Raw genomic sequence first — 224 nt, 5'->3', positions numbered from 1 at the left:
AGCAATACCATTGCTATCTGTATCGTTCACTGCTGGTACAACTGTATCTAGAGCATCTAAACGAGCATCTAGATCATCTTTAGCTGCTGATTCAGGTAATGCATCAACCAAGCCTTGTGCTGTACCTTTCAACGCATCTAATTGATCTTTGATCGCTTGTAATTGAGCTTGCGTTGCTGGACTGATTACACCATTTTTAGCAGCAATTGCCTCTACCAATTCAT

At 41.1% G+C, this 224-nt stretch carries 1 protein-coding gene; it reads right to left on the bottom strand.

The features are described 5' to 3' along the window. Window positions 1-224 (bottom strand): GA-like domain-containing protein (locus tag AC1M9A_RS14475; RefSeq protein WP_481610501.1); only part of this gene is annotated, 224 nt, incomplete at both ends.

The organism is Acinetobacter sp. ANC_7634, from assembly GCF_056779875.1.
The sequence above is the reverse complement of the archived record's forward strand: the minus strand, read 5'-3'. Positions and strand labels throughout refer to the sequence as shown.